The sequence below is a fragment of the Allobosea sp. TAF32 genome, from assembly GCF_052113585.1.
Lineage (GTDB): Bacteria > Pseudomonadota > Alphaproteobacteria > Rhizobiales > Beijerinckiaceae > Allobosea.
Map to the genome: position 1 here is coordinate 415266 of NZ_JBFRDM010000003.1, position 26309 is coordinate 441574.

At 66.5% G+C, this 26309-nt stretch carries 23 protein-coding genes; 13 read left to right on the forward strand and 10 right to left on the reverse strand.

The features are described from left to right. Positions 1-28 precede the first annotated feature (28 nt). Positions 29-1558 (forward strand): malonate--CoA ligase, encoded by a 1530-nt coding sequence (locus AB4Z16_RS09465; RefSeq protein WP_441511077.1) that lies wholly within the window; start codon positions 29-31, stop codon positions 1556-1558. A gap of 103 nt (positions 1559-1661) precedes the next feature. Here AB4Z16_RS09465 and AB4Z16_RS09470 read toward each other — a convergent pair whose 3' ends face one another. Both AB4Z16_RS09470 and AB4Z16_RS09475 read right to left on the reverse strand, forming a co-directional pair. Beyond that, positions 1662-2426, reverse strand: a complete 765-nt coding sequence (locus AB4Z16_RS09470; RefSeq protein WP_441511078.1) for an MBL fold metallo-hydrolase — start codon at positions 2424-2426, stop codon at positions 1662-1664. Positions 2427-2689: 263 nt separating this feature from the next. Then, positions 2690-3283, reverse strand: a complete 594-nt coding sequence (locus AB4Z16_RS09475) for an NADPH-dependent FMN reductase (RefSeq protein ID WP_441511079.1) — start codon at positions 3281-3283, stop codon at positions 2690-2692. 76 nt (positions 3284-3359) lie between these two features. On the opposite strand from AB4Z16_RS09475, the gene soxR reads away from it, so the two are divergent. Next, entirely contained in the window at positions 3360-3815 is a 456-nt protein-coding gene (gene soxR / locus AB4Z16_RS09480; protein WP_441511080.1) for a redox-sensitive transcriptional activator SoxR, read from the forward strand. 3 nt (positions 3816-3818) lie between these two features. On the opposite strand, the gene AB4Z16_RS09485 is transcribed toward soxR, so the two are convergent. Next, complete coding sequence (locus AB4Z16_RS09485; RefSeq protein WP_441511081.1) at positions 3819-4619, reverse strand: creatininase family protein; 801 nt, start codon at positions 4617-4619, stop codon at positions 3819-3821. A gap of 150 nt (positions 4620-4769) precedes the next feature. Between AB4Z16_RS09485 and AB4Z16_RS09490 the strand changes: the two genes are divergently transcribed. From AB4Z16_RS09490 to AB4Z16_RS09500, 3 genes are all read left to right on the forward strand, one after another. Beyond that, positions 4770-5801 carry an ABC transporter substrate-binding protein gene (locus AB4Z16_RS09490; RefSeq protein WP_441511082.1) on the forward strand — a complete coding sequence of 344 codons (1032 nt, stop codon included), beginning with the start codon at positions 4770-4772 and terminating at the stop codon, positions 5799-5801. A gap of 120 nt (positions 5802-5921) precedes the next feature. Then, complete coding sequence (locus AB4Z16_RS09495) at positions 5922-6743, forward strand: ABC transporter ATP-binding protein (RefSeq protein ID WP_441511083.1); 822 nt, start codon at positions 5922-5924, stop codon at positions 6741-6743. Continuing rightward, on the forward strand, positions 6740-7615 hold the full coding sequence (locus tag AB4Z16_RS09500; RefSeq protein WP_441511084.1) for an ABC transporter permease: 876 nt from the start codon (positions 6740-6742) through the stop codon (positions 7613-7615). Before AB4Z16_RS09495 ends, AB4Z16_RS09500 begins: the two co-directional genes overlap by 4 nt. Positions 7616-7649: 34 nt before the next feature. Here AB4Z16_RS09500 and AB4Z16_RS09505 read toward each other — a convergent pair whose 3' ends face one another. Continuing rightward, positions 7650-8513, reverse strand: a complete 864-nt coding sequence (locus AB4Z16_RS09505; RefSeq protein WP_441511085.1) for a hypothetical protein — start codon at positions 8511-8513, stop codon at positions 7650-7652. Positions 8514-8820: 307 nt separating this feature from the next. Between AB4Z16_RS09505 and AB4Z16_RS09510 the strand changes: the two genes are divergently transcribed. The 5 genes from AB4Z16_RS09510 (at position 8821) to AB4Z16_RS09530 (ending at position 13654) form a co-directional block, all read left to right on the forward strand. Next, on the forward strand, positions 8821-9966 hold the full coding sequence (locus tag AB4Z16_RS09510; RefSeq protein WP_441511086.1) for an MlaE family lipid ABC transporter permease subunit: 1146 nt from the start codon (positions 8821-8823) through the stop codon (positions 9964-9966). A 2-nt stretch (positions 9967-9968) separates the two neighbouring features. After that, the gene (locus tag AB4Z16_RS09515; RefSeq protein WP_441511087.1) at positions 9969-10823 is read left to right on the forward strand and encodes an ABC transporter ATP-binding protein; all 855 of its coding nucleotides are present in this window, start codon (positions 9969-9971) and stop codon (positions 10821-10823) included. Between the two features lie 3 nt (positions 10824-10826). After that, positions 10827-11969 (forward strand): MlaD family protein, encoded by a 1143-nt coding sequence (locus tag AB4Z16_RS09520; RefSeq protein ID WP_441511088.1) that lies wholly within the window; start codon positions 10827-10829, stop codon positions 11967-11969. Between the two features lie 3 nt (positions 11970-11972). Further along, on the forward strand, positions 11973-12569 hold the full coding sequence (locus tag AB4Z16_RS09525) for an ABC-type transport auxiliary lipoprotein family protein (protein WP_441511089.1): 597 nt from the start codon (positions 11973-11975) through the stop codon (positions 12567-12569). Between the two features lie 371 nt (positions 12570-12940). Continuing rightward, positions 12941-13654, forward strand: coding sequence for a DNA helicase (locus AB4Z16_RS09530; protein ID WP_441511090.1), 714 nt, complete (start codon positions 12941-12943; stop codon positions 13652-13654). Between the two features lie 95 nt (positions 13655-13749). Here AB4Z16_RS09530 and AB4Z16_RS09535 read toward each other — a convergent pair whose 3' ends face one another. Continuing rightward, positions 13750-19980: an apolipoprotein A-IV repeat region-like domain-containing protein gene (locus AB4Z16_RS09535; RefSeq protein WP_441511091.1), complete on the reverse strand. Its 6231-nt coding sequence runs from the start codon at positions 19978-19980 to the stop codon at positions 13750-13752. 254 nt (positions 19981-20234) lie between these two features. On the opposite strand from AB4Z16_RS09535, the gene AB4Z16_RS09540 reads away from it, so the two are divergent. The 3 genes from AB4Z16_RS09540 to AB4Z16_RS09550 all read left to right on the forward strand — a co-directional run bounded on the left by AB4Z16_RS09540 (position 20235) and on the right by AB4Z16_RS09550 (position 21515). Then, positions 20235-20573, forward strand: a complete 339-nt coding sequence (locus AB4Z16_RS09540) for an Hpt domain-containing protein (protein WP_441511092.1) — start codon at positions 20235-20237, stop codon at positions 20571-20573. Positions 20574-20655: 82 nt separating this feature from the next. Beyond that, positions 20656-20976, forward strand: a complete 321-nt coding sequence (locus AB4Z16_RS09545) for a 2Fe-2S iron-sulfur cluster-binding protein (protein ID WP_441511093.1) — start codon at positions 20656-20658, stop codon at positions 20974-20976. Positions 20977-21092: 116 nt separating this feature from the next. Beyond that, a complete protein-coding gene (locus AB4Z16_RS09550; protein ID WP_441511094.1) occupies positions 21093-21515 on the forward strand; it encodes a universal stress protein in 423 nt (140 codons plus the stop codon). Between the two features lie 3 nt (positions 21516-21518). Here the strand turns inward: AB4Z16_RS09550 and AB4Z16_RS09555 are convergent, their stop codons facing one another. From AB4Z16_RS09555 to AB4Z16_RS09575, 5 genes are all read right to left on the reverse strand, one after another. After that, positions 21519-22118, reverse strand: coding sequence for a hypothetical protein (locus AB4Z16_RS09555; RefSeq protein ID WP_441511095.1), 600 nt, complete (start codon positions 22116-22118; stop codon positions 21519-21521). Positions 22119-22173: 55 nt separating this feature from the next. After that, on the reverse strand, positions 22174-23349 hold the full coding sequence (locus AB4Z16_RS09560) for a vWA domain-containing protein (RefSeq protein ID WP_441511096.1): 1176 nt from the start codon (positions 23347-23349) through the stop codon (positions 22174-22176). Positions 23350-23496: 147 nt separating this feature from the next. Beyond that, a complete protein-coding gene (locus AB4Z16_RS09565; protein ID WP_265052451.1) occupies positions 23497-23769 on the reverse strand; it encodes an HU family DNA-binding protein in 273 nt (90 codons plus the stop codon). Positions 23770-24095: 326 nt separating this feature from the next. Then, positions 24096-25175 carry a BMP family ABC transporter substrate-binding protein gene (locus AB4Z16_RS09570; RefSeq protein WP_441511097.1) on the reverse strand — a complete coding sequence of 360 codons (1080 nt, stop codon included), beginning with the start codon at positions 25173-25175 and terminating at the stop codon, positions 24096-24098. A gap of 31 nt (positions 25176-25206) precedes the next feature. Beyond that, complete coding sequence (locus AB4Z16_RS09575; RefSeq protein WP_441511098.1) at positions 25207-26130, reverse strand: ABC transporter permease; 924 nt, start codon at positions 26128-26130, stop codon at positions 25207-25209. Positions 26131-26309: the final 179 nt, after the last annotated feature.

Below are 26309 nucleotides of genomic sequence, written 5' to 3' on the forward strand. Positions count from 1 at the left end.
ACGGAAACGCCTGAAAGGACCCGAAATCATGGGCAATCACCTGTTTGACCTCATCCGCTCGCGCATGCCGGCGCCGGATGCGCCCTTCGCCGAGCTCGATGACGGCAGGCGCTTCACCTATGGCGACATGCTCGCCGTCTCCGCCCGCTTCGCCAACGCTCTCGTCGGGCTCGGCGTGAAGCCGGGTGACCGCGTCGCGGTGCAGGTCGAGAAGAGCTTCGAGGCGCTGATGCTCTATCTCGGCACCGTCCGGGCCGGCGCGATCTTCCTGCCGCTCAACACCGCCTATACCCCGGCCGAGATCGAGTATTTCCTGGGCGATGCCGAGCCGGCCGTCTTCGTCTGCGATCCCGCCAAGGCCGAAGCGCTGCGTCCCTATGCCGAAAAGGCCGGCGCCAAGCTGGAGACGCTCGGCGTCGGCAACGGCAGCCTGCTCGACAAGGCCAATGCCGCTTCGGGCGACTTCGCCGATGTCGCGCGCGGGCCGGACGACCTCGCCGCGATCCTTTACACCTCCGGCACGACCGGGCGCTCCAAGGGCGCGATGCTCAGCCACGACAACCTGTCGTCCAATGCGCTGGCGCTGGTCGATTACTGGTGCTTCGGCAAGGGCGATGTGCTGCTCCACGCTTTGCCGATCTTCCACACGCACGGCCTCTTCGTCGCAACGAATGTGATCCTCTTCGCCGGCGCCTCGATGATCCTGCTGCCGAAATTCGATCCGGATCAGGTCTTCAAATACCTGCCGCAGGCGACGAGCATGATGGGCGTGCCGACCTTCTATGTCCGGCTCTTGCAGGATCAGCGACTGACGAAGGAAGCGACGAAGCATATGCGCCTCTTCGTCTCCGGCTCGGCGCCGCTGCTGGCCGAGACGCACCGCGAATGGCGCGACCGCACCGGCCACGCCATCCTCGAGCGCTACGGCATGACCGAGACCAACATGAACACCTCGAACCCTTATGAGGGCGATCGGGTGGCCGGCACGGTCGGCTTCCCGCTGCCGGGGGTCTCGGCGCGCGTCACCGATCCCGAAACGGCCAAGGAACTCGCCCGCGACGAGATCGGCATGATCGAGGTCAAGGGACCCAACGTCTTCAAGGGCTACTGGCGCAACCCGGAGAAGACCAAGGCCGAGTTCCGGCCGGATGGCTTCTTCATCACCGGCGATCTCGGCAAGATCGATCCCGCCGGCTACGTCCATATCGTCGGACGCGGCAAGGACCTGATCATCACCGGCGGCTACAATGTCTATCCCAAGGAAGTCGAAACCGAGATCGACGAGATGCCGGGCGTGATCGAGAGCGCCGTCATCGGCGTGCCGCATCCCGATTTCGGGGAGGGCGTCACGGCCGTCGTCGTCGCCAAGCCGGGCGCCGAGATCACCGCAAAGGGCATCGCCAAGGCGTTGGAGCAGCGGCTCGCGAAGTTCAAGCAGCCCAAGCAGGTCTTCGTCGTTGCCGAGTTGCCGCGCAACACCATGGGCAAGGTCCAGAAGAACCTGCTGCGCGAGCAGTACAAGGACATCTACGCCAGGCAGCTGAAGGCCGGCGAGTAGGCGGCTCGCTCCGTCATTCTCGGGCGAATGGAAGCTTCGACCCGAGAATCTCGTTCAGAAGATGCTCGGGTCAAGCCCGAGCATGACGGTTGACGCAGTCGGGTCACACCATCGCCGGCACGCCGAGTTCGATCGTCTCGCCATCGGCGGGAATACGCAGGCGCTGCATGTCCACGCCGCGTTCCTTCGCTGCCTTCCGCAAGGCGGCCCGCGTCACCGTGGCGTGGTCGAGCGCTTCCATATGCGTCGCGATCACCGTCGCCAGCGCGAAGGCCTCGGCGAGGTCGAGCGTCTGCGTGTCGTCCATCACGATCAGCGTGTTGTCCCACATCGCGCCGCAGGAATGCGTGACGATGATGTCCGGGCCGGTTGCTGCCACCGCGTCGCGCAGCGGCGGGTAGAGCACGCTGTCGCCGCACCAGTAGATGGTCGGCTCGCCCGGCGCCTCGAAGCTCAGACCCATGACGTGGCCCATCGTCTCGGCGACGGCGCCGGTGCCATGCTGGGCCGGATGCCGTTTGAGCACGATCGGCCCGAGCCGGACGAAGCAGTCGATCGCGGTGATGGAGGAGAAGCCCGCCTGCGCGATCGCCGCCTCGTCGCCGGGCTGGCAGATGACCGGCAGGTTCTTCGGAACGCGCTGCTTGGCGACCTCGTCGAAATGATCGGCATGGAGATGCGAGACGATCACCGTGTCGACGCCGGCGATGATGTCTTCGATCGGTTCGGGCAGGTCGACCATCGGGTTCTGCGAACGCCCGGTGAAGGAGCGGCGGCTGTGGCGCGGGCCGAAATCGGGGTCGATCAGGAAGGTCCTGCCGCCATAATCGAGTTTCAGCGTCGCGTTGCGGAGAAGTTTGAGCTTCATATCCGTCGGCTCCTCATCAAGGAGGGGCATTGTTCCGCATCCCACCACGAGGAGACCAGTTCGGATTTGTGAAGCGGTTCCCACGTTCGCGTGACGTATCGGCGCCCGTTGGAGAATGCCTCCAGCCCTCATCCTGAGGAGCCATTTCGTTAGAAATGGCGTCTCGAAGGATGCTCAGGGAGGTGCTGGAGATATCTGGGGCATCCTTCGAGACGCCGCTTCGCGGCTCCTCAGGACGAGGGCTGGCGTGATCGGGAAGCCTCTCACGCCGCCGCGAACTGGCCGTAGGGTACGCTCTCGCGCGCCTTGCGCAGCGCGTTCGCCCACCAATGCAACTGCGCCAGCATCGTCGCCATCGCCTGTTCGGCACGGTCGGCGTCGAGCAACTGCCCCTCCGCGTCGAAGCGAGACCAGACATCGGCGAAGGCGACGCCGTCGCGGATCGGCGCGGCATGCAACTCGCCGAAGACGAGACGCAACTGCTCGACGGCGCGCAGGCCCCCCGAGATGCCGCCATAGGAGACGAAGCCGACCGGCTTGCCCCGCCATTCCGGCCCGACCGCGTCGATCAGGAACTTCAGGATCGCCGGATAGCCGCGGTTGTATTCGGGCGTCACCACGACGAAGCCGTCGGCCCAGCCGATGATCTGCCTGAGCTCTTCCAGGGCAGGGTGCTTGCCGCTGACATGGCGTGGCGGCAGGACGATCTCGCCGGGGTCGACGACGGCAAGATCGAACGGGCCGTCGCCCTGGATCTGGGAGACCGCCCAGCCGGCGACCTTGTCGCAGAAGCGGCCTTCGCGGCTGCTGCCGTAGATCAGGGCGAGCCTGATCCGTGTATCGACCTTCTGGTGCATGGAAACGCTCCGGTTTGCATCACGGGAGCAGGGCTTATAGAACCTCAACTAAGGTTAAGGTCAAGAGGCTTGTTCCATGTCCCAGCAGGCGCGTTTGCCCGGCGAGCTCAGCGTCGGTGATGTCGCCCGCCGCAGCGGCCTCGCCGTCTCGGCGCTACATTTCTATGAGGCGGAGGGACTGATCCGCAGCCATCGCGCGCCCGGCAACCAGCGCCGCTATCCACGCGAGGTGCTGCGCCGGGTCGCGATTATCAAGGTGGCGCAACGCGCCGGCATGCCGCTGAAGACCATCCGTGAGGCCTTCAGGGCTCTGCCGCAGGAGCGCACGCCGACCGTCGCGGACTGGACGCGGCTGTCGTCCGCCTGGAAAGAGGAACTGGAGCGTCGCATCGACCGGCTGACGCGGTTGCGCGATCATCTCAACGGCTGCATCGGCTGCGGCTGTCTCTCGGTGCGCGATTGCCCGCTGCACAATCCGCTCGACCGGCTGGGCGAGGAAGGGCCGGGTCCGCGCCTCCTCGATCCGGATTGACGTTCAGCCCGCCTTGTAGAGCGTATCGAGCGGCATCCGCGCGACATCGGCCATCAGCTGGACGAAGCCTTTCGCCTGCAGTGCCGCGGTGGCCTTGCCCTTCTCCGCCGTTGCGAGGCTGGCGTCGCCAACGGCGCCGGAGCGGTTCACATCCTGCGCCATCCAGGCGAAGGCATGCGGCCCGGTCGGCCGCAGATGCGTGTAACCCTCTTCGGCCATGGTCACGGTATGCGGTTTGAAGAGTGCGGCCTTGCTCATGTCGACGAGGTCCGGCCGGAAATGCCGCATCAGCGAAGTCTCGACGTCGCCGCCATGGATGCCATGGCGGGTGTCGAGTTCGTCGAAGATGCCTTCCGGCAGGCCGAAGGACATCCAGGCGGTGCAGACGGCAAGCATGCCGTGGCCGACACGCAGCTCCCGCGCGACGATCTTCATGGGATCGACATTGCCGCCATGGGAGGTGATCAGCACGAGCTTGCGGAAGCCGGCGCGTTTCACGCTCTCGCCGATCTCGATCCAGGAGCGGATCGCGCTTTCCCAGCCGATCGTCAGCGTCCCCGGCGAATGCAGATGCTCGTTCGACTTGCAGACCGCCTGAGTAGGCAGGACGAGCACGTCGAGATCGGCCGGCACCAGCGGCATCGCCTCGGCAAGCATGGCGTTCATGACGGTGGTGTCGACCGAGACCGGCAGATGCGGGCCATGCTGCTCGATCGCCGCCAGCGGCAACACTGCCACGGCGCTTTCGGGCGAGAGCGCGGCGAAATCGGAACTCTTCAGGTCGCCCCAGAAACGTGCGGTCATGATGAACAGGCCTGTCAGGAGCCGGCTGGGTTGCCTGGTTTCTGTGCAGAAAGCGGGCGGCACGGCGTTGCATTGTCCCGCCGTCCTATCGCATGGGATAAGCAGACGGGCCAGTAGTCGGCCGGCGGCAGGCGCAGGGGAGATATCGAAATGGCGACGATGAAATATCGCGTGAACCGGCGCGCAGCGCTCGGGCTGATCGGCGGTTCGACCGCATCCCTGCTCATCCCCGTGCCGGGCGCTCGCGTCAGCGCACAGACGCTCGACAAAGTCAGCTACCAGACCAACTGGCGGGCCCAGACCGAGCATGGCGGCTTCTACCTGGCCGCGACCAACGGGATCTACAAGAAGTACGGCATCGACGTCGATATTCGCCCCGGCGGCCCGCAGCAGAACCCGACGCAGCTCCTGCTCGGCGGCCGCGTCGACATGATCATGGGCAATTCGCTGGAGGCGCTCAGCTTCGCGCAGGAGAACCTGCCGTTCCTCTGCATCGCCTCGATCTTCCAGAAGGACCCGCAGGTCCTGATCTCGCATCCCGGCCAGGGCAACGACACCCTCGCCGACCTCAAGGACAAGCCGATCCTGATCGGCGCGCAGGCGCGCGTCGGGTTCTGGCCGTTCCTGAAGCTCAAGTTCGGCTATCGCGACGAGCAGATCCGCCCCTACACCTTCAACATGGCGCCGTTCCTGGCCGACAAGAAGGTCTCGCAGCAGGGCTTCCTGTCCTCCGAGCCCTTCGTCATCCGCAAGGCGGGCGTCGAGCCGGTCGTCCATCTCCTCGCCGATGCCGGCTTCGAGAACTACAACACCACCATCACGATCTCCCGGAAGATGGCCGAGGAGAAGAAGGAGCTGGTGCAGCGTTTCGTCGACGCGACGCTCGAGGGCTGGGCGGAATACATGAAAGGCGGCCCCAACATCGCCGCTGCCAATGCCCGGATCCTCAAGGACAATCCCGACATGGATCAGGAGAAGATCGACTACGCTCTCAAGGTGATGAACGAACGTGGCATCGTGCTCTCCGGCGACGCGCTGACGCTCGGCATCGGCGCCATGACCGATGCGCGCTGGGCGAGCTTCGCCAAGACGATGACCGAGGCTGGGGTGATCCCGGCCGGCGTCGACGTCAAGAAGGCCTACAGCCTTGCCTTCGTGAACAAGGGCATCGGCAAGGCATAGGGCGCGTCATGCTCGGGCTCGACCCGAGCATCTCGGAAACCAGCGCCTTCTCTTCATGAGCTTCTCGGGTCTGCGCTTCGCCCGAGAATGACGGCATTTCGCAGATTGGATCATCAGGCTTTGGACACGGCCTATCTAAGCACACCCGCAGGCAAAGAGACCACCGGCAACCCGCTGGTGGCGGTCCGGCACGTCTCGAAGCGCTTCGCCAACGGCACGCTCGCTGTCCACGATGTGGACATCGAACTCGGGGCAGGGCAGTTCGTCAGCCTGCTCGGCCCCTCCGGCTGCGGGAAATCGACGCTGCTGCGCATGATCGCGGGCCTCGGCGCGCCGACCTCCGGCACGATCACCTGGCCGGGCGAGGCGGGCGCCGCGCAGGGCAGCTCCGGCCATGGTGCGCGCGATCTCGGCTTCGTCTTTCAGGACCCGACGCTGATGCCCTGGGCGAATGCCCTCGCCAACGTCATGCTGCCGCTCAAGCTCAAGTGCGTGCCACGGGCCGAGGCCGAGGCGCGCGCGGCGCAGATGCTGGCCCTGGTCGGCCTCAAAGGCTTCGAAAAGTCCTATCCGCGCGAACTCTCGGGCGGCATGAAGATGCGCGTCTCGATCGCCCGCGCGCTGGTGATGCGCCCGAAGATCCTGCTGATGGACGAGCCCTTCGCTGCGCTTGACGAGATCACCCGCCACCGCCTCAACGACGACCTGCTGGAGCTGTGGTGGCGCGAGCGCTTCACCGCCGTCTTCGTCACCCATTCGGTGTTCGAGTCGGTCTATCTCTCGCAGCGGATCGTGGTGATGGCGGCCAGGCCCGGCCGGGTCATGGCCGACCTCTCCGTCGAGGCCGACTATCCGCGCGACGAGCTGTTCCGGACCTCCGGCGAATACGCCCATCTCTGCCGCGTCGCCTCCACCAAGCTCAAGGAGGCGATCGGCCGATGAGCGCGCCCGTCGAAACGCTGGCGTCGGACGGCACCGACGCGCAGGCGCTGCCCGTCGCTGCGGCCGAAGCCCGCATTCTCGGCCTGCCGGCCGGTGTCTGGCCGCGCATCCTCGCTCCGCTCGCGATCGGCGTGATCGTGCTGGCGCTCTGGGAATTTGCCGTCCGCTGGAACGAAATCCCGTCTTATGTCCTGCCCGGGCCGATCCTGGTCGGCCAAACGCTGGTTGCCGATTGGGGCACGCTCTCCGGCTCGCTCTGGGTGACACTGAAGATCACCTTCATGGCGCTGGCGGCGGCCATCGTCGTCGGCGTGACGCTTGCCGTGCTGTTCAGCCAGTCGAAATGGCTGGAGATGGCGCTGCTGCCCTATGCCGTCATCCTGCAGGTCACGCCGATCGTCGCCATCGCCCCGCTGATCATCATCTGGGCCAATGATATCGACTTGTCGCTGCTGATCTGCGCCTGGATCGTCGCCTTCTTCCCGATCCTGTCGAACACCATCCTCGGGCTGAATTCGGCCGACCATAACCTCGTCAACCTGTTCGAGCTCTACGGCGCCTCGCGCTGGCAGACGATGCGCTACCTCAAATTGCCGGCGGCTCTGCCCTATTTCCTGGCGGGGCTGAAGATCTCGGGCGGACTCGCGCTGATCGGCGCGGTGGTGGCGGAGTTCGTCGCAGGCACGGGCGGCAGCGCCTCGGGCCTCGCCTATCGCATCCTGGAGGCCGGCTATCAGCTCAAGATCCCGCGCGTCTTCGCCGCGCTGGTGATGATCTCGCTGTCGGGCATCGCGATCTTCCTGGCGACGAGCCTGGTCTCCCATCTGCTGCTGCATCGCTGGCACGAGAGCGCGATCAGGCGCGAGAACTGACGCTGACCTGGCGGGGAGTGGCCTCGCCTACGCTTCAGACGAAATAAGCGAGCTTGCGATCGGCCTGCAGCGCGTCGATCTCGCGCAGGCCGGCCTCCGAATAGCCGGCGGCGACGCGCTGCGGCTCGGGCGAGGCGGCAACTGGTTCCTCGAAGGTGAGGTCGTCGTCGAGGAGATGCACGGTTCCCATGCGCGTCTCCGGTGCGGCCTGGTCGTTGAGCTGGTACGGGGCTGGCGGCTCGTCTGCCGCGGCGGCGCTTGCGTCGCGATACTCGCGACGGATCGCCGGCGGGGACGGCGCGGTGGCCATGCTCCCCTCGGCCGCCGCGGCCATGATCTCGAAGCTGGTGCTCGGCTCTCGCGAAACCTCGCCGAAGGCGCGCAGGCTTGAATCCAGCATGGCGATGGTGTCGGAGATCTTGTCGATGCGCTGGACGAGCCCGTCGACGACGGCGATCGCGGTCGATATCTCGGCAGAGTGCTGATCCAGCTTGTCGCAGAGCCCTTCCTCGGCGCCCGCCTCGCGCAGGCTCCAGGCCGCCTCCTGGATGCTTTCGGTGGCGGACAGGACGGTGCCGGCTGCCTGTTCGATCCGGGCCGCGAGCCCGGACGAGCGGATGTCCGGCTTGCCGCTCACGCGTTCCAGGTCGCTGCGCAGATCGCTGATCAGGGCAGCGGCTTCGATCAGGTTCGTTTCGCGGCTGGTCTCCTGCACGCCGAGCCCGACGACCCGCTCGATCCGGTGAATTGCACCGAGGAGCTGGAGCGTATCGGCCTGGCGGTTGCGCTTGGCGTATTCCGTCATGAACCAACGGCCGCGCGACGTCTCCATGACCGCGGCTTCGATTGCCTCGTAGTCGGCCTGGCTCAGCGGTGTCAGCGAGCGCGGTTCGCCCATGACCATTCTGCCTTCGATCAACCGGCCGAATCAACGGCCGTCGGGATTTTCCAAAAGCGAGGCTGCTCCACGATTGTTTAAGAAATTGCTGCTTCCGGCGCCGGCGTCAGCGAGACGCTTGCGAAAAAGGCCGATTCTATGGCCCTTCGGCAACGTTTGCCGGCGGAAGTGCGTTGGGCATTGCCCTATGCTTGCCAAGTGCCTTGGTCGCGGCAATACAGAGCTTAAGGGGTCGATTTCGACGCGAGAGACTGGTGTTGCGCAGCCGCGAGGCTGCCCTGGGCAGGGCGAGGGACGTCATAGCGACATGGCGAGCGTTGATACCGCCGAACCGCAGACGATCATCCGCTCCGATGCCGGGACGGTCTCGGTGGCGCTTGCCGGTTCCTGGAGCGCCGACCGTGCGCCGCGCATCGAAAAGCTGATCGCCGAGATCGGCGAGGATCTGCGGCAGGCGCGGCATGTGCGGCTCGATCTTTCCGGCGTCAGTCGTCTCGACACGCTCGGTGCCTATGTCCTCAATCGCTTGAAGGAGCGGCAGGAGAGGGAGGGCGCGGCTGTCGATATCGTCAGCGACAAGCCCGAGCATGCCATCCTGCTTGCGGAGGTCCATGTCCATGACGCGGACCTGCAGGCGTCGCAGCGACATTTCCGGGTGGTCGACATCCTCGTCGATATCGGGGAAGCGGTCGTGCGCTTCGGCCGCGACATGGTCGGCGGCGCCATGTTCCTCGGCGAGGTCGTGGTTGGCTCCATTGGCGTCGTTCTCGGTCCGCGCAAGTTCCGTGGGCCGTCCCTCGTCAACCAGATCGAGCTGATCGCCTTCAACGGCGCGCCGATCATCATGCTGATCTCGTTCCTTGTCGGGTGCATCGTCGCGCAGCAGGGCATCTTTCAGCTTCAGCAGTTCGGCGCCGCGGCTTTCGTCGTCAACCTGACCGGCATCCTAATCCTGCGCGAGCTCGCCGTGCTCCTGACCTCAATCATGATCGCGGGCCGCTCGGGCTCGGCCTTCACCGCCGAGATCGGCTCGATGAAGATGCGCGAGGAGATCGATGCTCTGCGTGTCATGGGCCTCGATCCGATCGAAGTTCTGGTCGTGCCGCGTATTCTCGCTCTGATCATCTCGCTGCCGATCCTGACCTTCATCTCGGCCATGGCGGGCCTTGTCGGCGCCGGCCTCGTCGCCTGGCTCTATGGCGGCATCGGGGTCGATACCTTCCTCGCCCGGCTGCAATCGGTCATCACCTGGAAGCATTTCGCCGTCGGGCTGATCAAGGCGCCGTTCATGGCCTTCGTCATCGGGCTGATCGCCTCGATCGAGGGCTTGGCGGTTCAGGGCTCGGCGGAGTCGCTCGGACGCCAGGTCACGGCTTCGGTGGTGAAGGCGATCTTCATGGTCATCGTCGTCGACGGCCTCTTTGCCATGTTCTTCGCGTCGATCGAGTTCTGACGATGGCTTTCCCCGACAGATCTCCGGCTCCTGCGCCGCAACCCGTTTCATCGGCGGAAAACCCGAAGGCGGGGGAGCCCGAAGCGGTCATCCGGGTGCGCAATCTCAAGGTTGCCTTCGGTGAGAAGGTCATCATGGACGGCCTCGATCTCGACGTGCTGCGCGGCGAGATCCTGGGCTTCGTCGGCGGCTCGGGGCAGGGCAAGTCGGTGCTGACGCGCACGATCCTCGGCTTGGTCCAGAAGGCGCGCGGAACCATCGAAGTCTTCGGCGAGAACGTCGATACGCTGACGCCGCAACAGCGGCGCGTGGTGGAGCGCCGCTCGGGCGTGATGTTCCAGCAGGGCGCGCTGTTCTCGGCGCTGACGGTGAAGCAGAACATCCAGGTGCCGATGCGCGAATATCTGCATCTTTCACCTCACCTGCTCGAAGAGCTGGCGATGGTGAAGCTCGATCTCGTGGGATTGCCGCTCGATGCGGCGGACAAGGTTCCCTCGGAGCTGTCGGGCGGCATGATCAAGCGCGCAGCGCTCGCCCGGGCGCTTGCGCTCGACCCGGAGATCGTATTCCTCGACGAACCGACATCGGGGCTGGACCCCATCGGCGCGGCGGAGTTCGACGACCTCATCATGACCCTGAAGAAGACTCTCGGGCTGACCGTCTTCATGGTGACCCATGATCTCGACAGCCTGTATCATGCCTGTGACCGAATCGCCGCGCTTGCGGACAAGAAGGTGATCGCGGTTGGCCCGCTGGCGACGATGCTGGCGTCGGATCATCCGTGGCTTAAGGCGTATTTCGGTGGCGAGCGCGCCATGGCCCGGCTGCCGGCCGGGGAACGGGAACGAAACGGCTAGGGCATGGAATCGCGCGCCAACTACGCACTCGTCGGTCTCTTCACGCTCGCGGTCCTGGCCGCGGCGTTCGGCTTCGTCTACTGGTTCAACAGTGGCGCGGCCGGGCGCAGGGAGAGCGTGCGCGTCATCTTCACCGGCACCGTGACCGGCCTAGGCCGCGGTTCGAGCGTGCTGTTCAACGGATTGCGCGTCGGCGAGGTCACCAGCATCGAGCTTCAGCCGGACGATCCGCGCCGCATCTACGCCGTCATTCAGGTCGCCAGCACGACGCCGCTGCGCGAGGATACCCGCGCCCGCATCGAGGCGCAGGGCCTGGCCGGTGTGGTCGCGCTCCAACTGATCGGCGGTGCCCCGGACGCCCCGGTGCTGACCGCCAAGCCCGGCGAGCCGATGCCGACGATCATCGCCGAGCGTTCCGAACTGCAGGACATCATCGAGACCGTGCGCAACGTCGCGCAGAAGGCCGACACGATGCTCACCTCGCTCGACGGGCTGATCAAGCAGAACGCCGGTCCGCTCAATAACACCGTCCGCAATGTCGAGAAGTTCTCGGAGGCGCTGGGCAAGAACTCCGACGGTCTCGACAAGCTGATGGCCGGCTTCAGCAACATCGCCGAGACGATTCAACCCCTCTCGCAACGGCTTCAGACTCTGAGCGAGGAGCTGACCGGGGTGGTGCGCTCGGTCGATCGGCAGAAGGTTGCGGCCATCATCGAGAACGTCGACAAATTCACGGGCGCGCTCGGCGGTTCGAGCGCCGACGTTGCGAAGGTGGTCAAGGATGCCGCCTCGATCTCGGCCAAGCTCGACAAGGCGGCCGACCAGGTCGAGGGCGTGTTGAAGGCGGCGCAGGGCTTCCTCAACGCCGGCGCCGGCGGGGAAGGCCGCAGCGCGTTCCAGGAGGTCGCCGACGCCGCCAAATCGATGCGCGTGCTCGCCGACAATCTCGACAAGCGCACGGCCGAGATCACCGCCGGTATCAACCGCTTCACCGGGCCGGGGCTGCGGGATGTCGAAGCCTTGGCCTCGGACGGCAAGAAAACCCTGACCGAAATCAACCGGACATTGCGCAATTTCGAGCGCAATCCGCAGCAGCTCATCCTCGGCGGCAAGCCGCCGCTCCCGCAATACAATGGATCCCGCTAAGCGATGACGATCGAGGCAGCGCTCTTCCCGGCGACGAAGGCTCGCCTCACGGCCCTCCTGCTGGTCACCGGCGCCATGCTTGCAGGCTGCAGCGGTCCGACACCGACGACGTTCGACCTCTCGGCACCGAGCGGCTTCGGCAAGGTCGGCGGCTCGCGCGCCGTGATGGTGGTAGCCGAGCCGACCACGGTGCAGGCGCTCGATTCCGATCGGGTCATCGTCAGGGATGCGGGCGGGGCCCTTTCCTTCGTCGGCGGAGCTCAGTGGGCCGATCGCATCCCCGCGCTGGTGCAGGCGAGGCTTATCCAGACCTTCGAGAATGCCAGCCGCATCGGCTCCGTTTCGGCGCCAGGCCAGCGCATCCAGCCGGATGTGCAGCTCAACACCAACATCCGCAGCTTCAACATCGACGCTGCGACCGGGATGGCGGTGGTCGAGATCACCGCCCGGATCGTTGGCGATCAGAGCGGCAAAATCCAGCGCGCGCGCCTGTTCTCGGCCCGCGTGCCGGCCAGCTCTGTCGACGGGGCGGGAGCCGCGCAGGCGCTCGACCGGGCGCTGTCGCAGGTTCTGATCGAGATCGTGCGCTGGGCGCGCTGAGCCTGCCCGGCCGGCATCGGCCTGAGCATTTTCGAGCGAAGTGGCCTCGGTTCGCGTGAAGAAAATGCGTCCAATCAAAGGGCTATAGCATCGGACCGAAAAGTGGAATCCACTTTTCGAAGAAATCCGATGTTAAAACAAAGAGATAGATCGCCACTTCGCATCCGAGAGGACGCGCGGCGATCCAGAGCATTTCCGCGCTTCGAAGATGCGCGGAAATGCTCTAAATTCTGATTCCGGCTCGGCCCGAGCCTCCCCCCTCCAGCCGGGGAAGTATGATCATACAGGGCATTTCGACGATCTGACCGACTGTCCGGGCATCACGCATGAGGAGGGATTGCGCTCGCTGCCCGCGATAGGAGGTTCATGTCATGACGTTGTCGGCCCCGATCCATCAACTGAAGCGCAGAGCCAGGCTGTTGAGCCGCAGAGAGCGGATTCCCCTCCACGCCGCTCTCGACCGTATCGCGACAGATGAAGGGTATCGCAGTTGGAGCTTGCTTGTCGCGAAGCTGCCCCGAACCGAAACGGCCCACGCGCTGTTGTCTCGCTTTACGCCGGGCGATCTCGTCCTGATGGCCGGGCGGCCGGGCCAGGGCAAGACGCTGGCGAGCCTTGGCCTACTGGCGGAAGCCATGAGAGCTGGCCGTCGTGGCGCCTTCTTCACGCTCGAATACACGCCGCTCGACGTGGCGGGCCGCCTGCGTGCGCTCGGCATCGAGCCGGATGAGTTCGCCGGCCTGTTCGACTGCGATTGCTCCGATGCGATCAGCGCTGACCACATCGTGGGAACGCTGGCGACGGCGCCGCGCGGCACGGTGGCGGTCATCGACTACCTGCAACTGCTCGACCAGCGGCGCGATACCCCGGAGCTGGCGCTTCAGGTGAGGGCGTTGCGAGCCTTCGCGCGGGAGAGGGGGCTGATCCTCATCTTCATCTCGCAGATCGACCGGTCCTACGATGCCTCGGGCAAGCCGTTTCCGGACATCGCGGATGTGCGGCTGCCCAACCCGCTCGACCTGTCGCTCTTCGACAAGGCCTGCTTCCTCAACCGGGGCGAGGTGTGCTTCCGCGCCGCGGCGTAGAGTCAGCTGATCTTATCCGGAACCACCATCTCGCAAAAGGAAAGGCCGCCCTCTCGGGCGGCCTTTGTCGTTCCAGTCCGCAGGGAACCGGCCGCCTACTCGAAGCGGCCGCTGGCATGGGCCAGCATGGTGTAGACCTTGCCGGTTTCCGAAGTCAGGTAGGTCTTGGCCACCATCGAGTCGCGGTCGTCCTTGGCCGCTTCGCCGAGCAGACGCTCGAACTCGTCGATGTAGCGATCGACCGTCTCCTTGAACTCCGGGTCGCGCCGGTACTTGCGGCGGATGTCGTCGAAGGTCTGCTGGCCCTGCAGCGTGTAGAGCCGGCGGGTGAAGACGTTGCGCTCGCCGCGCTTGTAGCGATCCCACAGCTCGACGGCGGCGTCATGGTCGATCATCCGCGCGATATCGACGGAGAGCGAGTCGAGCTTCTCGATCGAATGGGTCGTCGGCTTGCTGGGCTCCGGCTGCTTGTCCTCGCGCGAGGCGCGGCTGAGCAGATCGGAGAGCCAGCCGGCTTTGGCGGGCTGCTGCACCGTCGCGTCGGGCTGCCGGCGCGGGGCCTCCTGGGTCGGAGCCGGGCGGCTCGGCGCAGGAGTGGGCTCGCTGCGGGGCTCCGCGCGAGGGGTGGCGACGCGCGCCGTCTCGGCCGAGGCATCGAGCGAGGGGCGCAGCAGAGGTTCCGCTGCCGCCGGCTTCGGCTGCGGCGCCGGCGTGAAGGCCGGAGCCGACTGCGGGGCCGGGGCAGGGGCGGCGGCGACCGTTGCCTTGCGGCTCACGACGGCGTCGATCGGCAGCGAGACGTCGCCGCGCCGGCCGGAACGCGTCACGATCTCGGTGAGATCGTTCAGCGCCTTGATCTGCTCGGCCACGACACGCCGCATCGCAGAGGTCGATTCCTGTGCCTCCTTCGGCAGCTCGAGCACGCCGCGCTTCATTTCTGCCCGCGTTGCCTCCAGCTCGCGCTGGATGTCGCCGGTGATGCCGCGCATGTCCTGCGCCGCCTTCTGGAAGCGCTCGGTCACCTTGGCGAGCTCGCCGCTGATCTCGGTCGAGACCTGGGTATAGGCCTCGCGCAGGGCTTCCGCGGTGCGCTCGCGTTCCTTGCCGGTCGCGGCGCGGATCGTCTCGAACTGCTGCGCGATGGCGCTCGTCGTCGATTCGGCCGAGTCGGAGAGCACGGTGCCGATCTGGCGCGCTCGCGCCTCGGCGGTGCCGAGCGACTCGTCGATCAGCGAAGCGAAGGAGCGGGTGATCGCCTCGACATCGTCGGTGCGGTTGGCGATCAACCCATGGAGCTGCTCCAGCGCATCGCGGCGCTCGGCCAGCGCCTTGCCGACGCGTCCTTCGATCTGTTCGAGCCGGCCGGCAACGGCGTTGAGCGCAGCACTGCTGGCCTGCGTCGCCTCGTTGAGCGAGGTGCCGCGATTGTCGAGCTGGCCGATCAGGGCCGTCGTCTCGCGCAGGGTGCCTTCCGAGTAGCTCTTCAGCTCCGCGATCTGCGCCGTGACCTGCTGCGAGGCGTTGCCTGCCTCCGTCATCACGGTGCCGATGACGTTCTGCAACTCGCCGACGCGGGTCGACAGGCTGTTCTCGACGGCGGCCAGGTTCTTGTTCGCGCCGTTGACGATCTGCTGCATCAGCTTGTTGGCTTCGCCCAGGCGGCCGAGCATGCCGCCGAGCTCCTCGCGCAGCTGCTCGTTCGTGCTGACCAGGGCCTCGACCGACTGCTTCGAGCTGGCCTCAAGCGTCTCGCGCAGCGCGTTGGACGAAGCCTCGACCGCATTGGCGATGGCCGCGCCGCGGTCACGCAGCCCGGCGACGATGGCGTTGCCGCGGCTTTCGAGCGCGCGCACCACCGTTTCCCCGACCGTGGCGAACTCGGCGGCCAGCGCCTCACCACGCTCATTCAACGCCTCGACGGCGCCATTGCCCTTGGCGTCGAAGACTGCGCGCAGCGCCTCGACCCGTTCGTCGAGCGACTGGGTCAGCGTTTCGCCCTGGCGGCCGAGCACTTCGACAAGGCCGTGGCCCTTGGCGTCGAACGCGGTCCGCAGCGCATCCGTCTGCTCCTCCAGCGAGTTCGCGATCGCCGCGCCCTGGCGTTCGAGCGCGGTGACGACGCCGGTGCCCTGATCCTCGAAGATCGCGCGCAGCTGCTCGGCACGCTGGTCGAGCGCACCGGAGATGGCGTCGCCGCGCCGGCCGAGCGCCGCGACGATTCCCAGGCCGCGATCGTCGAACAGGGTACGCAGTTGCTCGGCGCGCTCGCTGAGAGCGGCCGCGATGGCTTCGCTCTGTTGGGCGAGCGAGGAGACCATGCCGTTGCCCTGGTTGTCGAAAAGCGCGCGCAGCTCCTGCGCCCGTTCCGACAACGTGGCTGCGATCGCCTCGGAGCGTCCCTGCAGCGTCGTCGCGATTTCGTCGCCACGGCTGTCGAGCGTGTGAGAGACGGTGTCGAGCCGGTTGACGACGCGCTCCTCGAAGCGCGCGACGCTCTGGTCGAGCGTATCGGCGATCTGCAGGGCGCGGCCGCCCAGCGTGGCGTTGATGCTGTCCGCCTTGTCGCTGAGCGTGCGCGTCAGCGACTCGCTCTTCGAGGTCACGACCTCGCCGATCTCGTCCGCCTTGGCGGCAAGCGCGCGGGTGACCTCGCGGCCGCCCTCTGCCAGCACGCGGGCGATGTCGACCGTGCGTTCCACCAGCGCCTCGTTGAGGGCAGTGGCCCGCGAGCCGAGGCTGCCGTCGATGCGGGCGATCAGGCTGTCGAGCGCGCCGGCGATCTCGGCGCTCTTGGCGCCCGAGCGGTCCTCGAACAGCTTGATCTGGCCTTCCATCGCATCCGCGGCTTCGCGGGTGCGGCTGGCGAGGAGCTCTGCGGCTTCGAGCGCGCGGGTGCCGACCTTGTCGGCGAGCGTGACGCCGTCCTCGGAGATCAGCTTCTCGACCTGGGCGATGCCGCTATGCAGCGCCTCGGTGAGCTCGCGGGCATCGCCGGAGATCTTGGCGGTGAGCGCACCGCCCTGACGGACGATCAGGTCCTCGAAGGCGCTCAGGCGCGCGCCGAGGGCGGTCTCGACCTCGCGGCCCTGCGTGTCGAACAAGGTGGCCAGCGCCGAGAGGCGGGCGCCGAGTGCGGTGTCGATGTCGCGGCCCTGCGTGTCGAACAGGGTGGACAGCGTCGACAGGCGGGCGCCGAGCGCGGTGTCGATCTCGCGGCCCTGCGTGTCGAACAGCGTGGACAGCGTCGCCATGCGCGAGCCGAGCGCGGTCTCGATCTCGCGGCCACGCTCGTCGAAGAGGCGAGTCAGCGCGTCGTGGCGCTGCGCCAGGGCTTCGGTCAATGCCTGGGCGCGGCCCTCGACCGAACGCAGCATCGATTCCGCGTTGGCGGAAAGCGCTTCGTTGACGCGTCCGCCCTGCTGGGTGAGCGCCATCACGATCTCGCGGCCGGTGCCGGCGAGCATGGTGCGCGCGTCCTCGGCATGGATCGTGAAGGTGTCGCGCAGGCCCTGCGTCGCCTCGAAGACGCGGTCGGCGACATGGCGGCCGTCGACATTGATCGTCTCGGTGAGCGTGCGGGTCGCCTCGGTCATGCGGCGCGCCAGATCTTCGCTCTGCTCGCCGAGCAGGGTGTGGACCTCGCGACCGGTGCTGACGAGGTCGCGGACCATCGTCTCGCGCTGCTCGCCGAGCAGGGCACCGACCTTGTCGCCGGTCTCGCCGATGCTCGCGAGGAAACCCGTCTGCTGCTGTTCCAGTGCGTTCTGCGCGGCTTCGACGCTGCCGGTGATGCGCTGGGCGAGCACCATGCCGCGCTCTTCCAGCTTCTGGTCGATGCTCTCGCCGGTTTCGGCGAGGCGGGAGATCAGCGCGTTGCTGCGCTCGGCCAGGATGCCGTGCACGGAACGGCCGACATCGGCGACGCGGCTCGCCAGAGCCTGGCTCTCGCTGCCGAGCAGATCCTTGATCTCGAGGCCTGCCTGCGAAACCTTCACGGTCATTGCGCCGGCCTGCTCTTCCAGCAGGGCGCTGACGCGCATGCCGGTCTCGGAGAGGCCGGAGATCAGGCGCTCGCTCTGGTGGCCGACGACGTTGCCGACGTCCTGGCCGGCCTGGGTCAGGCGGCCGACGAGCAGGTCGCTCTCGTCGCGCAGGCGGGTCTCGACGGTGTTGACGGCACCCGACACGCTGGCGACCAGCGCCTCGCTGCGCTCCGAGAGCAGCCGGGCGACATCAGCGCCGGCATCGGAAACGCGGGCGACGGTGGCATCGCCTTGTTCGCCCATGAGCGCGGTCAGGTTGCGGCTGGCTTCGGAGACGTTGGCGACGGCCGCTTCGCTGCGTTCCACGAGCAGGCGGGCCAGCTCGCTGCCAGCCTCCGAGACGCGGGCCACGGCGGAACCGCTTTGCTGGCCGACGAGGTTGGCGAGTTCGTTGCCGGCGCCGGAAACGCGCTCGACGAGCTTCTCTGCCTGCTGGTCGAGCAGAGCATGCACGGTCTCGCCGGTTTCGCCGAGGCGATCGACCAGCTTGCCTGCCTGCTCGGTGAACAGGCCGTGCACCTGGCCGGCGACATCGGTGATGCGGCCGGTGAGCGCATCGCCATGCTTCTCGACGGCATTGCTCAGCGTCTCGCTGGCGTCGTTGACGCGCAGGATGATCGCCTCGCTGCGCTCGCGGAGCACGTCGTCGACGGTCCGAGCGGTGTCGTTGAGGCGGCCGACCAGCGTGTCGCCATGCGTGCCGATAAGGGAATGGACGCTCTCGCCGACCTGCGTGAGGCGGCTGGCGATGGCCTCGTTCTGGCGGATGAGCAGGCCGTTGACGCCGCGGCCGACCTCGGCAAGGCGGGTGGTGACGCTCTCGCCCTCGTCGGAGAGGGCGCTGCGCAGCGCCTCGCCGGACTCCGACAGGCGCTTCTGCAGGGCTTCGCTCTGGCTCTCGATCAGCGCGACCATATTGCGGCTGCTGGTCTCGAAACGCTCCGCCGCCTCGGTCCCGCGGGCGGAGATGTCCTTGGCCAGCGTCTCGCCGGTGCTCTTCAGGGTCTCGTTGACGACATCGACGCGGGCGGTCAGCGACTCCGCGACCTGCGCGCCGGTCTCGCTGATGGCGCGGGTGACGCCCTGGGCGCTGGCTGTCAGACCTTCGGTCAGCGAAGCGCCCGTGCGTTCCAGCGAGCCTGCGATCTCCTTGGCGCGACCGTCGAGCATGGTCGAAAGATTGTCGCTGGCGCCGGCCAGCCGCTCGGAGACCTCGCCCGAAGTCACCTGCAGCCTCTCGACGAGATCATGTCCGCGGCCGCTGATCTCCTCGACCATCCGCTCGCCGGCCCGGCCGAGCGCCTGGGTGATCTGGTCGCCCTTGGCCCCGAGCGAACCGGTGACGCGGTCGCCTGCCTGCGCGACGGCCTCGGCGATGACACGGCTGGCGCTGTCTAGGTCCTTGGCGAGCCCGTCATGCGCGCCGCTGATCGCGAGCTTGACGCGCTCGGCATTGCCGACCACGGCCTCGCGCTGGGTGACGAGTTCGTCGATCAGGGAACGCAGCCGGATTTCGTTGTCGGCATAGGCGCGCTCGAGCGTCGAGATCTCGCCGCGCACGATCGTCTCCAATTCGCCGGCGCGCGCCACGGCGCGCTCGATGCCGTCGCCCATGGCGGCGACCTCGCGGCGGATGGTCTGGCTGAGCGACAGGACGGAATCCGCCCCTGCGACCTCAGGCTCGGCGAGACGCAGCGCGACCTCGGTCATCGCCCGCGAGATCAGGCGCATCTCCTGCGTACGGCGATAGAGCGCCGCCAGCACGAAGAAGAACACGACCGGCGCACCGATCGAGAGCGCAAGCAGTGTCCATTCGCCGATGCCGAAATTGGCGACCGGCTCGGGAAGACCATTGCTGAAGGAGCCGTAGCGGCCGAACAGCACGAAGGCCGCGCCGCCCAGCCAGGCGAGCGAGGCGAGCGCGGCGAACCAATAAGGCTTGCGCGACGGGCGGACGGCGAAAGCCTGCACCAGCGAGCTGGAATCGCGGCGGTCGTCATTGGCGACGCGGGTGGTGTCGGGCGCAAGCGCAGCGCTGGCGCGCGGCTGCGCCGGGGGAGGGGTTACGGGCGCGGGCTGCGCGGCGGCAGCTGCAGGCTCGACACGCGGCAATTCGAGCTTGAGATCATTCTCGCTGGTGATGGGAAGCCGGGGCTCGGCGCTGACCAGCGTCTCCGTCTCGCCTCTGGCGATATCGGATTGGGGCTGGTCGAGTCGAAGCGCCTCCTCGATCGCCGACATCGCAGCTTCAGTGGGATCCTGGAGCTTCTTGGGTCGATTCATCGTTGCCGCCTCGCCACGCTACTGACGATGGACGCGAAAGCCCCGTCCCCGTCGCCCCTTGCCGCCTCTGGCCGGGATGATCGGAGACACTGCGCCCATCATTTACCAATTGGAAGGGTAGTGGAGCCCCGTAACCTTGGAAACCCATTTGAGTGCTCGATTCACAAACGTCGTTAACGCCTCGTTCACCATCAAGTCGCTTCTTGGAGTGGGTGAGACCGCCCATGCGGCGATCCGATGTTCACGAGTTGCCCATGCCCCAGAGCGCGATCGATACCGAGCATCTTCACCGCCAGACCGGCGGCGATCATGAGCTCGAGCGCGAATTGCTCACCCTGTTCGCCCAGCAATGCGTGGCGCATCTTCGCACCATCCACGGCAGCGCGGACACGCAAGCTCGGATGGACGCGGCGCACACCTTGAAGGGCGCTGCCCGCGCCATTGGCGCCTGGCAGGTCGCCCAAGCGGCAGATCGGATCGAGCACAGCCTCGGCGATGCGGAGCCGCGTCTGACCGAGAGCGCTCTCGATGAACTAGCCCTGGCCGCCGCCGAGGCACGGGCGGCGATCGCGCGCTTCGACTGCGCGGCCTGAACCGGCGCTGCGGCGGAAAAGCCCGTTCCGTGCCGCTTTGAAATGCTCTAAGCGAGGCCGTCATAGCGCGCCGGAGTTTCTTATGCCGAACATCACCTTCATCGACGCTCACGGAGAGAGCCGCACCGTCGAGGGCGAAACGGGCTCCACGGTGATGGAAACGGCGATCCGCAACGCGATTCCCGGTATCGAGGCCGAATGTGGCGGCGCCTGCGCCTGCGCCACCTGCCACGTCTATGTCGACGATGCCTGGATGGAAGCCGTCGGCCATGCCGAGCCGATGGAAGAGGACATGCTGGACTTCGCCTTCGACGTCCGGCCGACCTCGCGTCTCTCCTGCCAGATCCGGATCAGAGACAATCTTGACGGGCTGGTCGTGCGCACCCCCGCGCGCCAGGGTTGAAACTCCGCTGACCGACCGGCGCGCGGCGCCCTGCCGCAGCGCGCATTTTGCGCTGGATCATGGCGCGCGTGCTGGCAAACTCCAGAATGGTTCTGCAACCAGCCTTGGAGGATACGATGTACAAGTCGATTCTGGTTCCCGTCGATCTGGCGGAGGCCGATCTAGCCAAGCCAGCGATCGCTGCCGCCGTATCCTTCGCCAAGATATCGGGCGGCGTGGTGCGGCTGGTCTATGTCCGCTCGCTGATCCCTGTCACGTACATGGAATTCGTCCCTGCTGATTTCGATTCCGAACAGCAGCAGGACGCCGAAGCGAAGCTTGCCGAAATCGCTGCCACGGTCGACCTGCCGGCCGATCAGGTCTCGGCGAAGGTGCTGTTGGGCTCGGTCCATGGCGAGGTGCTGGCCGAGGCTGATGCGGCCGGGGCCGATCTCATCGTCATCGGCTCGCACGAGCCCGGCATGCTGGCCTACGTCATCGGCTCGAACGCCTCCGCCATCGTGCGCCGGGCCAAGTCCTCGGTGCTGGTGGTGCGCTGAGCGTTAGCCGGGGCGGCCGGGAACGAGGCTGTCGGGCACTTCGCCGGTCGCGAGTTCGCGCGGCCGGTTGAGGCTGACGAGCGGCCAGACCTGCCAGAACGAGGCCGCGACCAGCAGCAGGCCGAGCAGCCCGGCATTGGTCGCTCCCTGCTGGAAGGCGCGCAACGTGAAGGCGGCGAGCATCAGCAGCGACACCGCGCCCACGAACACGACGCCGAGCCAGAGCGGCTTCGGCCGCCCGGCGACGAAGCGGGCGCGCGGGTTGGCCCGTGCGATTGCGGCTGACAATGCCGAGACGAAGCGGTGATAGCGCGCATCGTCGCGATCGAGGTCCGTCAGCGAGCGCCATGACAGGTTGCCGAAAGTCACGGTCCGGCCGTCGCTGAGCCTTAGCTGCGTCTTGTAGCCCTTGGACGAGATGTTGCCTGGCGCATAGACGAAACGCACCTGCTCGACGGCGCTGAGCCTGACGCTGTCGACGCGGCGCGTCCGATCGATCTCGAGGGTGTCGCCGTCGAGCCTGTAGCTGATCTCGAATCCGACAGGCTTCGGGCGTTGGCGCCAGCTCGGGGCAGGGGCGTCGTCGTCGTGGTTGTTCGTCATGGCGGGCAGTTAGAGCATTCCGGCCGCCCAAGGGAAGCGGGCCGATCGTCGTGGTTCAGCGCGCCAGAACTCTCATCGCACCATCGAGGCCGTCGAGCGTCAGCGGGAACATGCGTCCGCCCATCAACCCGCCGATTTGACGGATCGATTGCGTATAGTTCCACAGATGCTGCTGGACCGGATTGAGCCAGACCGATTTCGGGAACTTGTTCACCAGCCTGTTCATCCAGACCTCGCCGGCCTCCTCGTTCCAGTGCTCGACCGAGCCGCCGGGCATCGCGATCTCGTAGGGACTCATCGAGGCATCGCCGACGAAGACGAGGCGGTAATCGGCCGGATAGGTCCGCAGCACGTCCCAAGTCGGGATGATCTGGTCGTGACGGCGGCGGTTCTCTTTCCAGACGCGCTCATAGGGGCAGTTGTGGAAGTAGAAATGCTCGAAATGCTTGAACTCGGCCCGCGCCGCCGAGAACAGCTCCTCGGCCAGCTCGATATGCCAGTCCATCGAGCCGCCGACATCGAGGAAGAGCAGCACCTTCACGGCGTTGCGTCGCTCCGGCCGCAGCTTGACGTCGAGATAGCCGTGCTTGGCCGTCTCGCTGATCGTGTTGTCGAGGTCGAGTTCCTCGGCCGCGCCCGTACGGGCGAAGCGGCGCAGCCGCCTCAATGCGACGCGCAGGTTACGCACGCCGAGCTCGCGCGTGTCGTCGAAATCCTTGAAATCGCGCTTGTCCCAGACCTTCACCGCTCGGAAATTGCGGTTCTTGTCCTGACCGATGCGGATGCCTTCGGGATTGTAGCCATAGGCGCCATAGGGTGAGGTGCCGCCGGTGCCGATCCATTTGTTGCCGCCCTGGTGACGGTCCTTCTGCTCTGCGAGCCGCTGCTTCAGCGTCTCCCAGAGCTTGTCCCAGCCCAGCGCATCAATCTGCGCCTTTTCCTCGTCGGTCAGGAATTTCTCGGCGAGCTTGCGCAGCCATTCCTCGGGAATGCCGGCTTCCTCGATCGCCTGGCCCAGCGTCTCCATGCCCTTGAATACCTGGGCAAAGACCTGGTCGAACTTGTCGAGATGGCGCTCGTCCTTCACCAGCGTAGCGCGGGCGAGATAGTAGAATTCGTCGACCTTGTGCTCGGCGAGGTCGGCCTCGACGCCTTCGAGCAGCGTCAGATATTCGCGCAGGGTCACGGGGACCTTGGCGGCGCGCAGATCGGTGAAGAGGCGAAGGAACATGGAGCCAGCGTCATTCTCGGGCGGAGCGAAGCGTAGACCCGAGAATCTCGTCGAAGAGATGCTCGGGTCAAGTCCGAGCATGACGGCGAGACTCAAGCGGCGTTCGCGCTAGGGAACGCGAACGCCGCTCGATCCCGATGGATGGCGTTACGCCACCGCGTCGGCGAGGTCCTTGGTGACCTTGAACTTCACGACGGTCTTGGCCGGAACCTTGATGGTCGCGCCGGTCGACGGATTGCGGGCCTCGCGGGCCTCGCGCTTGGCGGCGGAGAGCTTGCCGATGCCGCCGAGCGTGACGTCGTCGCCGCTCTTGAGTGTCTTGGCGACGGTCGTGCCGAGAGAGGCCAGGATGGCGGAGACGTCCGCCTTCGTCTTGCCGGTCTCATCCGCGATGGCGGCGATCAGTTCGTTCTTGGTCATGAAATCCTCCTTGAGAAGGTGCTTCAGGCGTCGCGTGCTGGACTACGGCCGTTCATGCTCGTTTCCGACACGAGCGACCGCGACACATGGATGCTATTCGCGGCGCGCAACTCACGCAGTTGCCACGGTTATCGCGGAAAGACGATGCCCGCGGCGGTAGATACGCACAGGAAACGGCTTCGTTCCGTCGATAATAGGGTCGATAATGCCGATTTCTACGGGGGTAGGCACTCCCGGGACCATTCCCTGACGGTGAAAGGCAAACAAGGACCTGCGAATCGTGCCGCCGGCGGGAGCAAGCCCGCCGGCGCCGATGGAGAGCGGAATCAGGCCTGGATGCCGTCGACGTACCAGTCCATTTTGGAGAGCATCTCGTCGCTCGCCGTCTCGCCGGCCTTGAGGCGAACCTCGCCCTTCTGATCCTTCAGTTCGCCGGTGAAGGGGTGCAGCGTGCCGGCCGAGATGCTCTTGATCACCTCGTCGGCGGCCGCGCGTGCCGCGGGCGTGACCGCGTCGTTGTACGGCGCGATCCTGACCATTCCTGCCTTCAGGCCGCCCCAGACGTCGCCGGTCTTCCAGCTGCCGTCCATGACATCCTTGACGCGCTTGATGTAGTAGCCCGACCAGTCGTCGACGATGGCGGTGAGATGGGCCTTCGGCGCGAAGGTCTTCATATCGGAGGCCTGGCCGAAGGCGAAGACGCCGCGCTGCTCGGCCGCCTGCAGCGGAGCCGCCGAGTCGGTGTGCTGCGTGATCATGTCCGCGCCCTGGTCGATCAGCGCCTTGGCGGCGTCGGCTTCCTTGGCGGGGTCGTACCAGGTCGAGGCCCAGACGACCTTGGTCTTGAAGTTCGGGTTCACCTTCCGAGCGGCGAGGTGGAAGGCGTTGATGCCCATCACCACCTCCGGGATCGGGAAGGAGGCGACGTAGCCGGCCTGACCGGTCTTCGACATGTGGCCGGCGATGGTGCCGATCACGGCGCGGCCCTCATAGAAGCGCGCATTGTAGGTGGCGACGTTCTCGGCGCGCATATAGCCGGTGGCGTGCTCGAACTTGATCTTCGGGAACTGCTTGGCGACCTGGATCGTCGGGTTCATGAACCCGAAGGAGGTCGAGAAGATCAGCTGGTTGCCGGCCTGGGCGAGCTGGCGCAGTGCGCGGGCGGCATCAGGGCCTTCCGCGACGTTCTCGATGAAGCTGGTCTTGATCTTCGCGCCGTATTCCTTTTCCAGCGCGAGCCGGCCCTGGTCATGCGTCCAGGTGTAGCCGTGGTCGCCGATGGGGCCGACATAGATGAAGCCCACGCCGAGCGGCGACTGTGCCGAGGCGCCGCGGCCGAGGATCGGCAGGGTGGTGGCTGCGGCCGCGCCGAAGGTCAGCCTGCGGCGGGTGATGATGCTGGTCATGTCCTATAACTCCCCGTAGTCGGATGCGGCGTCAGGACGCCGAGAAGGGTTTGCCGAGGCAGGCAGGCGCGTCGAGCCGGCCGGTCTTTCGTCCTAGCGACATCATGGTCAGAACCGCAATGGTCGCAAGGTAGGGGGCCATCGCCAGCACCTCCGGCGCGAGCCAGGTCACGCCGGCGGCCTTGGCCTGTAATTCGAGCGTCATCACGGCACCGAAGAGATAGGCGCCGAGCAGCAGTCGCCCCGGCTTCCAGGCCGAGAACACGACGAGCGCCAGCGCGATCCAGCCGCGTCCGGCGGTCAGCCGGTCCGCCCACATCGGCGTCAGCGCCAGCGAGAAATAGGCGCCGCCGAGCCCGGCCAACGCACCGCCGAAGGCGATCGCCGCGTAGCGGATCGCGATCACGGGATAGCCGATGGCGTGGGCGGAGGCATCGTTCTCGCCGACAGCGCGCAGAATAAGTCCCGGGCGCGTGCGGTGCAGGAAGTAGCTGACGCCCGCGACGAGTGCCAGCGAGAGATAGACGAGGATGTCGTGGCCGAAGATCACCCGGAGCAGCGGGTGTTCCGAAAGCGCCGCCGGAAACACCGGCTGCAGGCGCGTCACGGTGCGCCCGACGAAGCCGGCGCCGATCAGGGAGGAGGCGCCGATGCCGAAGATCGTCAGCGCGAGGCCCGTCGCGACCTGATTGGCCATCAGCGAGAGGGCGAGCACGGCAAAGACCATCGAGGCAGCGATACCGGCGCAGGCGGCCGCGACGAGGCCAATGCCAGTGCTGCCGGTCGAGAAGGCGACGGCGAAGCCGGCGACCGCGCCGCACAGCATCATGCCCTCGACGCCGAGGTTGAGCACGCCTGCCTTCTCGGCGACGAGCTCGCCCAGCGCCGCCAGCAGCAACGGCGTCGAAGCCGCGATCAGGGTCATCAGGATGGAGACGAGCATGGCCGTCGTCATGCGCTCCCCCTCGTCATTCCGGGGCATCGCGAAGCGATGAGCCCGGAACCCATGAACACAGGTTCTTGTCCAGATATGCTAGCCCGAACCCGGCGATTCCTGCGGCTTGGCCGGTGTTCATGGGTTCCGGGCTCGGCCCTGCGGGCCGCCCCGGAATGACGGCGAGGTTCCGTCGCGAA

Excerpts from the sequence above, each read along its gene's own strand:
- AB4Z16_RS09550 (WP_441511094.1), top strand. The coding sequence starts at position 21,093 with ATGTACAAGTCGATTCTGGTTCCCGTCGATCTGGCGGAGGCCGATCTA.
- AB4Z16_RS09490 (WP_441511082.1), top strand. The coding sequence starts at position 4,770 with ATGGCGACGATGAAATATCGCGTGAACCGGCGCGCAGCGCTCGGGCTG.
- AB4Z16_RS09535 (WP_441511091.1), bottom strand. The coding sequence starts at position 19,980 with ATGAATCGACCCAAGAAGCTCCAGGATCCCACTGAAGCTGCGATGTCG.
- AB4Z16_RS09515 (WP_441511087.1), top strand. The coding sequence starts at position 9,969 with ATGGCTTTCCCCGACAGATCTCCGGCTCCTGCGCCGCAACCCGTTTCA.
- AB4Z16_RS09500 (WP_441511084.1), top strand. The coding sequence starts at position 6,740 with ATGAGCGCGCCCGTCGAAACGCTGGCGTCGGACGGCACCGACGCGCAG.
- AB4Z16_RS09575 (WP_441511098.1), bottom strand. The coding sequence starts at position 26,130 with ATGACGACGGCCATGCTCGTCTCCATCCTGATGACCCTGATCGCGGCT.
- AB4Z16_RS09510 (WP_441511086.1), top strand. The coding sequence starts at position 8,821 with ATGGCGAGCGTTGATACCGCCGAACCGCAGACGATCATCCGCTCCGAT.
- AB4Z16_RS09545 (WP_441511093.1), top strand. The coding sequence starts at position 20,656 with ATGCCGAACATCACCTTCATCGACGCTCACGGAGAGAGCCGCACCGTC.
- AB4Z16_RS09540 (WP_441511092.1), top strand. The coding sequence starts at position 20,235 with ATGCCCCAGAGCGCGATCGATACCGAGCATCTTCACCGCCAGACCGGC.
- AB4Z16_RS09475 (WP_441511079.1), bottom strand. The coding sequence starts at position 3,283 with ATGCACCAGAAGGTCGATACACGGATCAGGCTCGCCCTGATCTACGGC.
- AB4Z16_RS09560 (WP_441511096.1), bottom strand. The coding sequence starts at position 23,349 with ATGTTCCTTCGCCTCTTCACCGATCTGCGCGCCGCCAAGGTCCCCGTG.
- AB4Z16_RS09520 (WP_441511088.1), top strand. The coding sequence starts at position 10,827 with ATGGAATCGCGCGCCAACTACGCACTCGTCGGTCTCTTCACGCTCGCG.
- AB4Z16_RS09570 (WP_441511097.1), bottom strand. The coding sequence starts at position 25,175 with ATGACCAGCATCATCACCCGCCGCAGGCTGACCTTCGGCGCGGCCGCA.
- AB4Z16_RS09565 (WP_265052451.1), bottom strand. The coding sequence starts at position 23,769 with ATGACCAAGAACGAACTGATCGCCGCCATCGCGGATGAGACCGGCAAG.
- AB4Z16_RS09505 (WP_441511085.1), bottom strand. The coding sequence starts at position 8,513 with ATGGGCGAACCGCGCTCGCTGACACCGCTGAGCCAGGCCGACTACGAG.
- soxR (WP_441511080.1), top strand. The coding sequence starts at position 3,360 with ATGTCCCAGCAGGCGCGTTTGCCCGGCGAGCTCAGCGTCGGTGATGTC.
- AB4Z16_RS09555 (WP_441511095.1), bottom strand. The coding sequence starts at position 22,118 with ATGACGAACAACCACGACGACGACGCCCCTGCCCCGAGCTGGCGCCAA.
- AB4Z16_RS09530 (WP_441511090.1), top strand. The coding sequence starts at position 12,941 with ATGACGTTGTCGGCCCCGATCCATCAACTGAAGCGCAGAGCCAGGCTG.
- AB4Z16_RS09525 (WP_441511089.1), top strand. The coding sequence starts at position 11,973 with ATGACGATCGAGGCAGCGCTCTTCCCGGCGACGAAGGCTCGCCTCACG.
- AB4Z16_RS09470 (WP_441511078.1), bottom strand. The coding sequence starts at position 2,426 with ATGAAGCTCAAACTTCTCCGCAACGCGACGCTGAAACTCGATTATGGC.
- AB4Z16_RS09465 (WP_441511077.1), top strand. The coding sequence starts at position 29 with ATGGGCAATCACCTGTTTGACCTCATCCGCTCGCGCATGCCGGCGCCG.
- AB4Z16_RS09485 (WP_441511081.1), bottom strand. The coding sequence starts at position 4,619 with ATGACCGCACGTTTCTGGGGCGACCTGAAGAGTTCCGATTTCGCCGCG.